This is a genomic window from Kitasatospora sp. NPDC127116, from assembly GCF_042677365.1.
Lineage (GTDB): Bacteria > Actinomycetota > Actinomycetes > Streptomycetales > Streptomycetaceae > Kitasatospora > Kitasatospora lactacystinica.
The window spans coordinates 62,719-70,270 of the sequence record NZ_JBHXTL010000039.1; the positions used below are offsets into that span (position 1 = coordinate 62,719).

A 7,552-nucleotide genomic window follows, 5' to 3' on the forward strand; every position below is an offset into this window, starting at 1 on the left:
TCGCCCGGGCTGCGGGTCGTGCGCCTTGTGATCGGGCGCGGGCGGGTCCCGGGGCCTTAGCCCGGGCCCCCAATCCCCCCCGCGGGCCCCCCCCCCCCCCCCGCCCCGGCCCGTTCGACCGTTCTCCCACCGGCGAGGAAAGAACCACGATGACGCACCCCGACGAGGTCCTCACCCGCATCGACCTTCGCAGCCCGATTCCCGGAGCGCTGGCCGCCGAGATCGAGCGCCGACTCTTCTTCGTGTCGCCCGAGATCACCGGCTTCGTGGTGCCCGTGGAGGGCGACGAGGTGCGCTCCGTGACACTGCGCTCCGGGCAACCGCTCCCGCACGACGCCCTGACCGAGAAGGTCAACTCCATGGTGGACAACGACGTCCGGAGGCAGTGGGTGACGCCGGCCAAGGCCGTCTGGACCTCGCCGCACCAGCGCACCCCGCACCAGGACGTCTTCGAACTCCTCTCCGGGACCGGCGCGGTGACGGAGGTCGGTGAGGGTCAGGTCGCCGTCGGCGAGCCGCTGCTCTCCCTCTTCAGCTACTTCGACCGGGCCGTCTGTGACCTGCTGGCCGAGGACCACGAAGTCCGGGAGTACCGTTACCCGACTCTGATCAGAACGAAGGCGCTGGAGACGGCGGGCTACTTCAAGGCCTTCCCGCAGCACCTGATGTTCGTCACCAGGCTGCGCAACGACCTGGACGTCTACCGCGCCTTCCAGGAGCGGCAGGCCGTCACCGGCATCGACTCCGCGGTGCTGGACTCCTGCGGCAACGTCGACTACTGCCTGCCGCCCACGATGTGCTACCACACCTTCAACCAGTACAGCGACCGCACACTGGAGGCGGGCCGGCTCCACGTGGTCACCTCGCGCGGCAAGTCGTTCCGCTTCGAGGCGGCATACGCCACCAGCCTGGAGCGGCTCTGGGACTTCACCATCCGGGAGATGGTCTTCATGGGCTCCCGGGAAGACGTGCTGGACTCCCGTGAGCGCTTCATGCGGAAGGTCTTCGTCTTCGTCGAGGAGCTCGGCCTGAGCGGCTTCTGCGAGGTGGGCAACGATCCGTTCTTCTGCGGCGCGGACACCTCCGAGCGGATCTGGTCCCAGCGGCTGATGGAGCTCAAGTACGAGCTGCGGCTCCACGTCGCGCCCGGGAGGACGATCGCCGTCGGCTCCTTCAACTTCCACGACGACCTCTTCGGCAAGGCTTTCGGCATCGACCACGGTGCGAACGGCCCGGCCCGGAGCGGCTGCGTCGGATTCGGCCTGGAGCGGCTCGTCTACGCCTTCCTCTGCCAGTACGGCCTCGACACCGCGGCGTGGCCCGCCCAGGTCCGCACCGCCGTCAGCGGGAGCTGACCATGAGCGAGAAGGAGGGCCGCGCCCCGCGAGGCCAACGGGAGGAGATCCTCTGCGCGGTGTTCGCCCAGGTGCTCGGGCTCGACCGGGTCACCATCGACGACTCCTTCTTCGAGTTGGGCGGCCACTCCCTGCTGGCCACCCGGCTCGCCGGTCGCGTCCGGGCCGCTCTGGACGTGGAGGTCCCGGTCCGGACGATCTTCGAGGCCCCGACCGTCGCCCAACTCGCCGAGCACCTGGAGCAGGGCTCCGGCAGCCGACGCCCGCCGCTGCGCCCCCGGGGCCGTCCGGCGGAGATCCCGCTCTCGCAGACCCAGCGGCGCCTCTGGTTCCTGAACCGCCTGCACGGCGCGGCCGGGCACTACAACATGCCGATGGCCTACCGGCTGCGCGGCGACCTCGACCTGTCCGCCCTGCGACTCGCCCTCGACGACCTGGTCACCCGGCACGAGAGTCTGCGCACCGCCTACCCGGACTGGGACGGCCGACCCCAGCAGGTCGTCCTGGACCCGGACGAGGCCCCGGTCGAGCTGCCGGTCGTCGGCGTCACCGAGGCGGGCCTGTCCGAAGCGCTGAGCGCTGCGGCCGGTCACGCCTTCGACCTCACCGCCGAGACGGCACTGCGGGCCCGGCTGTTCCGGCTCTCCGCGGACGAACACGTCCTGCTCCTGACCGTCCATCACATCGCCTGCGACGGATGGTCGCTGCTCCCCCTGAACCGCGATCTGGCACTCGCGTACGCCGCGCGCCGCCTCGGGCAGGAGCCGGCCCGGCCCGAACTACCGGTCCAGTACGTCGACTACACGCTCTGGCAGGACGATCTCCTGGGCGCCCCGGAGGACCCCAACAGCCTGGTCAATCGCCAGCTCTCCTTCTGGGAGGGCGAGTTGGCGGGAATGCCCGACCGCCTACGGATCGATGTGGCGGCCCCGCGTCCGGACACCCCCTCGCACCGGGGCGGTCGGGTCCCCTTCCGCGTCACGCGGGCGACCCACCGGGCACTGCACCAGCTGGCGCGGGAGACCGGCACCAGCGTCTTCATGGTCGTGCAGGCCGCCCTCGCGACCCTGCTCACCAGGCGCGGAGCCGGGACCGACATCGCCATCGGCATCCCCACCGCCGGGCGCACCGACGAGGGCCTCGACGACCTGGTCGGATTCTTCGTCAATACGCTGGTGCTGCGCACCAGGACCGACAGCGACCCGACCTTCCGGGAGCTGCTGTTCCGGGTGCGCAGCACGGACCTGGCGGCCTTCGCCCACCAGGAGGTGCCGTTCGACCACGTGGTCCAGACCATCAACCCGCCGCGCTCCCCCGCGTGGCACCCGCTCATCCAGGTGATGCTCGCATTCCAGAACAACGCGAGCGCCGAGCTCCGCCTTCCCGGCCTGGAGGTCCGGGCCGAGCCGGTGACGGAGGGGATCACCCGCTTCGACCTCCGCTTCGAGCTGTTCGAGGGCTTCACCGAACAGCGGAGGCCGGACGGCATCGACGGCAGCCTCACCTACGCCCTCGACCTGTTCGTCCCCGCGGAGGCCGAGCGGCTGGCCCGGGAGTTCACCGAGCTGATCGACGCCGTGGCCGCCGCTCCGGGTCTGCGGCTGAGCGAACTCGGCGGGGCAGCCGTCCATGAGCCGACCAGCGGCCCGTCCGCCGGGCCGGAGCCCGCCGCCGCGGACGGCGTCCGGATCGCCTTCGTCTGCTCCCCCTACGGCCAGCAGTGGGTCGGCATGGGGCGGACCCTGTTCCGCACCGAACCCGCCTTCCGCTCGGCCCTGGAGGAGTGCGACGGCGAGCTGGCCCGGCACACCGGCTGGTCCCTCGTCCACGAGCTCTTCCTCGACGAACCCGAAGCCAGGACGAACGACGTCGGCGTCATGCAACCCATCGTCTTCGCCGTCCAAGTGGGCATCGCCCGCTGGCTGGAGGAGGCGGGCGTCCGGCCGGCCGCTGTCACGGGTCACAGCGTCGGCGAGATCGCCGCCGGCGTCATCGCCGGCATCCTCGACCTGCCGGACGCGGTCCGGCTCGTCCACCACTACAGCGACCAGCAACGCCGCGTGGCCGGCCCCCACAGCGGCATGGCCGTGGTGGAGCTCTCGGCCGTCGACCTCTCGAAGCACCTGCGAGGGCTTGGGGGGAGCGTGTCCGTCGCCGCGCGGAACGGCCCGCGGACCACCGTGCTGGCCGGTGACCGGTCCGAGCTGGAGGCCATCGTCGCCGAGCTCCAGGCCGCGGACGTGCTGTGCGCGATGGTCCGAGTCGACCTGCCGGCCCACAGCCCGGCGATCGATCCGATCCTGGCGGACCTCGAACGGGCCATAGGTGAGCTCACCCCCAGGCCCGGCCGGATCCCGATGATCTCCTCGGTCACGGGGCAGGCGCTCGACTGGCGGCAGGCCACCGCGGGCTACTTCGCCCAGAACCTGCGGCAGCCCGTCCTGCTGGCCGACTCCACCGCCGAGCTGCTGACGGGCCATGACGTAGACGTACTGGTCGAGGTCAGCGCTCACCCGGTGCTCGCCCCGGCCCTGTGGCAGAGCGTCGAGGAGTCCGGTACCGCCGCGACCGTCCTGACCACCATGCGCCGCGGCCAGGACGACCGGACGGGCCTCATCGAGGTACTCGACGCCCTCGAACAGCTCGGCCTGAGGGTGAGTTCCCCGGGCCGGCGGACCCGGTCGGCGTAGATCCGCGACCGCGGGCATCCCGTTGGCGCCGCGGGCTGCGTCACTGCTCGGAGATCACCGGCGGAGCGCAGCAGTCACCGGGACGACGGCGGGCCGGGGCGGGACCCCGAGGTGGACCCAGTGCGCGAAGACCGTGGTGAGCGCCGTTTCGGAGCCGGCCCGGCTCTGGTCGTGTGCGTCCCGTCCGGGGCCGGCGCATCGCGCTTGTGCCGGGCACGGTGCCCCGGCCATGATGTGCCCTCGCGAACAAAGGAACGAACGTGAACGTCCAGGTGGAGTACGACGCAGCACCTGAGGAGCTCGCCGCCGCGGTGAGAGCCAACCTTCCCGCACCGGCAGTGCGCTGGGCGGTCGCCGGCGCCTGGTTGCTGCTCTCACTGCTCTGCCTCGCAGCGGGCGGTGTCCTCTTCGCGATCGCCGCGCTCATCGCCTGCCTGCTCCAGGTCCAGAACATCACCGTGGTCGCCAAGAAGGTCGCTTCTCGTGCCGCCCAGCGCCAGGCGGGCCCCACATCGGTCGCGTTGACCGACCAGGAGGCCGTCATCCGCACGGCGTCCGGGGAACTGAGGTTCCCGTGGACGTCGGTCACCCGCGCCACGGACACTCCCCTGGCCTGGTCGATCCTGGTGAAGAGGCCGGGCGGAGCGCCCGTGGCCGCGACCGTCCTCAAGACGGCCTTCACCGACGCTCAGGCCGCCGACGTCACGGCCGCGCTCACGCGGCTGACCAGGACCAAGGTCAAGGTACGCGGGTCGAATGCCCTCGGCGTCGTCTCCGGAGCCCCGGCCCGGTAGCGGTCGGGGCGGGCGGCACCGGCCCACGCGGAGCCGGCCGGGCGGGCCCAGGGGGGGGCCGCCAGGCCGGTTCTTCCTACGAACGGGGGACGGGCAGTCGGCGTCGTGGGCGGGGAGGACGCCGTCGAGGAGGTAGCGGTCGACGGCGGCATCCACACAGGTGTCGCGGGGGGCGAACAGGCCCGCGTAGACGGTGTGGCGGAAGGCCCCGCGCAGGGTCACGAGCCGGGAGCCGGTCAGGGCGCGGTGGGCGGAGAGCTGGCCGGGGTAGGTGGCGGCCGGGTCGCCGTCGGCGCCGACCAGCAGGACCGGGACGGCGTTGCGCACCCGGGTGGGCGGTTCCGCGGGCTCGGCGGGCCAGAAGGTGCAGGGGGTGAGGTTGCGGGTGAGCGGGCCGAACAGCGGCTCGTCGGCGCGGTGGGCCTGGATGTCGCGGTAGTAGGCGAGCGGGTCGCGCGAGGCGACGCGGTCCGCGCACATGATCGCGGTCTGCGCGGCGGCGTAGCCTCCGGTGTCGGGGGACGCCAGGCCGGTCAGCACCGCCTCCAGCAGCGCGGTCGGCCGGGCCGGCCGGCCCTCGGCGGCGTCGAGCAGCACGCGCGCCAGGGCGGAGAACTCCTCGTAGGCAGCGTCGTCGTCGCCGGCCGACACCGTCCACAGCACCTGCGGCAGCGCCCGGGCGTCGACCCGGTGGGCGCCGACCGCCAGCGGGGCGCGTTCGGCGGCCAGGCGCACCCGCTCGACCGAGGCCAGCACCTCGGCGGTGGTCGCGCCCAGGTGGTGGCGGTCGTCGTGGCCGGCCGCCCAGGCGGCCCAGGCGGTGAGCGCGGCCCCCATCGCGGGGCCCTGGGTGGCGGTCAGGTCGGGACCGAAGCGGTCCGGGTCCATGGCTGCGTCGAGCACCGCCCGCCCCACCCGGTCGGGGAACAGTTGGAGGTAGACCTCGCCGAGGTAGCTCCCGTAGGACGAGCCGAGGTAGGCGATCGTCGGCTCGCCGAGGACGGCGCGCACCAGGTCCAGGTCCCGGGCGGTGTTGCGGGTGGAGGCGTGCGGCAGCAGGGCGCGGTACGGAGCGCAGCGGGCCGCGAGGTCCTTGGCGAGCTCGGCGGCCCGGTCGAAGCCCAGCCGGTCGGGGCCGGCCGCGCCGGGGCCGGCCGTCGGCCAGCCGCAGTCGAGGGGGGTGCTGGCGCCGACGAAGCGCGGGTCCATGCCGACGATGTCGTAGCGGGCGCCGAGGGCGGGGGCGGCCTGCCGCAGGGCGAGGGCGAGCCCGCGGGCGGGGACGCCGGGGCCGCCGGGGTTGTAGAACAGGGTGCCCAGCCGGTGGGCGGGGTCGGTGGCGGGCAGCCGGGAGAGGGCGATGCCGAGCGTCCGTCCGTCGGGACGGCGGTAGTCGCGGGGGACGGTGACCTCGGTGCAGCGGGCGCCGGCGGCGTCGAGGTCGGCGCCGGCGGTGTCGTCCGGGCCGCTCGCGCAGGGGTGCCAGAGCGGCTGCTGGCCGCGCAGCGCGGCGAGCGGGTCGGCGGTGGCGGCCGGCGCGGTGGCGCCGAGTGCCGGTGCGGCCGACGCGGTGAGGAGGGTCATGACCAGCGCCGCCACAGCGGCGGCCGTCCTGGCGGCGCGGATCACGGTGTCTCTCCCGGGGTGCCTCGGCGGGCCGTCGGGGCGACCGTAGGCGACCGCGACGGTCGGGCGCGTCCACCGCCGGTACCGGCCTCCCCCGCCGAAGTGCCCCTCCGGATCTGCTACTTCAGGACCACTCGCGTCCGCGGATGCGATCGCGGTCACCGGCACCGCCCACGATCCCGGCTGGAAGGCCGTCTTCGACCGCCATGCACCCTCGCCGCCGACGGCGGGGCGACGGCGCGTTCCACGAGCCGCTCGCGGCTGAGCCGGCCGAAACCGGAAGGTGGCCGTGGCATCCGGCCACGGCCACCCCATCACTGTCGATCCGGAGCTGCGGTCAGGCCTGTACGGCGATGAGCTGGAACTTCTCGTTCGGGTCGCCGTTGCAGTCCCACAGGACGATCGGGGTGTTGTTGTTCCAGACCGGGCCGCCGCCGGCGACGTTCAGGCAGCGGTTGCTGGCGGGGTTGCGCAGCTGGCCGTCGGCGGTCCACTCGAACTTCTCGTTGCCGGAGGAGGCGCTGCAGTCGAAGAGGATGATCGAGTTGCCGTTGTTCCACGGCCCGGCACCGGCGACGTTCAGGCAGCGGTTGCTGGCGTAGTTGTAGAGCAGCCCGTCGGCGGTGAGCTGGAACAGCTCGTTGTTCTCGCCGTTGCAGTCGAACAGGACGATCGGCGTGCTGTTCGGCCAGGTCGGGCCGGCGCCCGAGATGTTGAGGCAGCGGTCGCTGGCAGGGTTCTTGATCCGACCGACCGGGTGGGGGATCTCGTTGTCGGCGACGGGCTGGAACTTCTCGTTCGGGTCGCTGTTGCAGTCGAACAGGACGATCGGTGTGCCGTTGGCCCACGGGCCGGCGCCGAAGACGTTGAGGCAGCGGTTGCTGGCGGGGTTGCGCAGCTGGCCGTCGGCGGTCCACTCGAACTTCTCGTTGCCGGAGGAGGCGCTGCAGTCGAAGAGGATGACCGGGTTGCCGTTGTTCCACGGCCCGGCACCGGCGACGTTCAGGCAGCGGTTGCTGGCGGGGTTGCGCAGCTGGCCGTCGGCGGTCCACTCGAACTTCTCGTTGCCGGAGGAGGCGCTGCAGTC

4 protein-coding genes are annotated in these 7,552 nt (G+C 72.8%); 2 read left to right on the top strand and 2 right to left on the bottom strand.

Annotated elements, in window-relative coordinates; all coding sequences use genetic code 11:
- The first annotated feature begins 149 nt into the window (after positions 1-149).
- Positions 150-1,355 carry a hypothetical protein gene (locus tag ACFVHV_RS17950; RefSeq protein ID WP_359899094.1) on the top strand — a complete coding sequence of 402 codons (1,206 nt, stop codon included), beginning with the start codon at positions 150-152 and terminating at the stop codon, positions 1,353-1,355.
- A gap of 2 nt (positions 1,356-1,357) precedes the next feature.
- Entirely contained in the window at positions 1,358-4,045 is a 2,688-nt protein-coding gene (locus tag ACFVHV_RS17955) for a condensation domain-containing protein (RefSeq protein ID WP_380351982.1), read from the top strand.
- A gap of 374 nt (positions 4,046-4,419) precedes the next feature.
- On the opposite strand, the gene ACFVHV_RS17960 is transcribed toward ACFVHV_RS17955, so the two are convergent.
- A complete protein-coding gene (locus tag ACFVHV_RS17960; protein WP_380351984.1) occupies positions 4,420-6,468 on the bottom strand; it encodes an alpha/beta hydrolase in 2,049 nt (682 codons plus the stop codon).
- A gap of 334 nt (positions 6,469-6,802) precedes the next feature.
- A partial coding sequence (locus ACFVHV_RS17965) for a ricin-type beta-trefoil lectin domain protein (RefSeq protein ID WP_380351986.1) occupies positions 6,803-7,552 on the bottom strand: 750 nt, incomplete at its 5' end.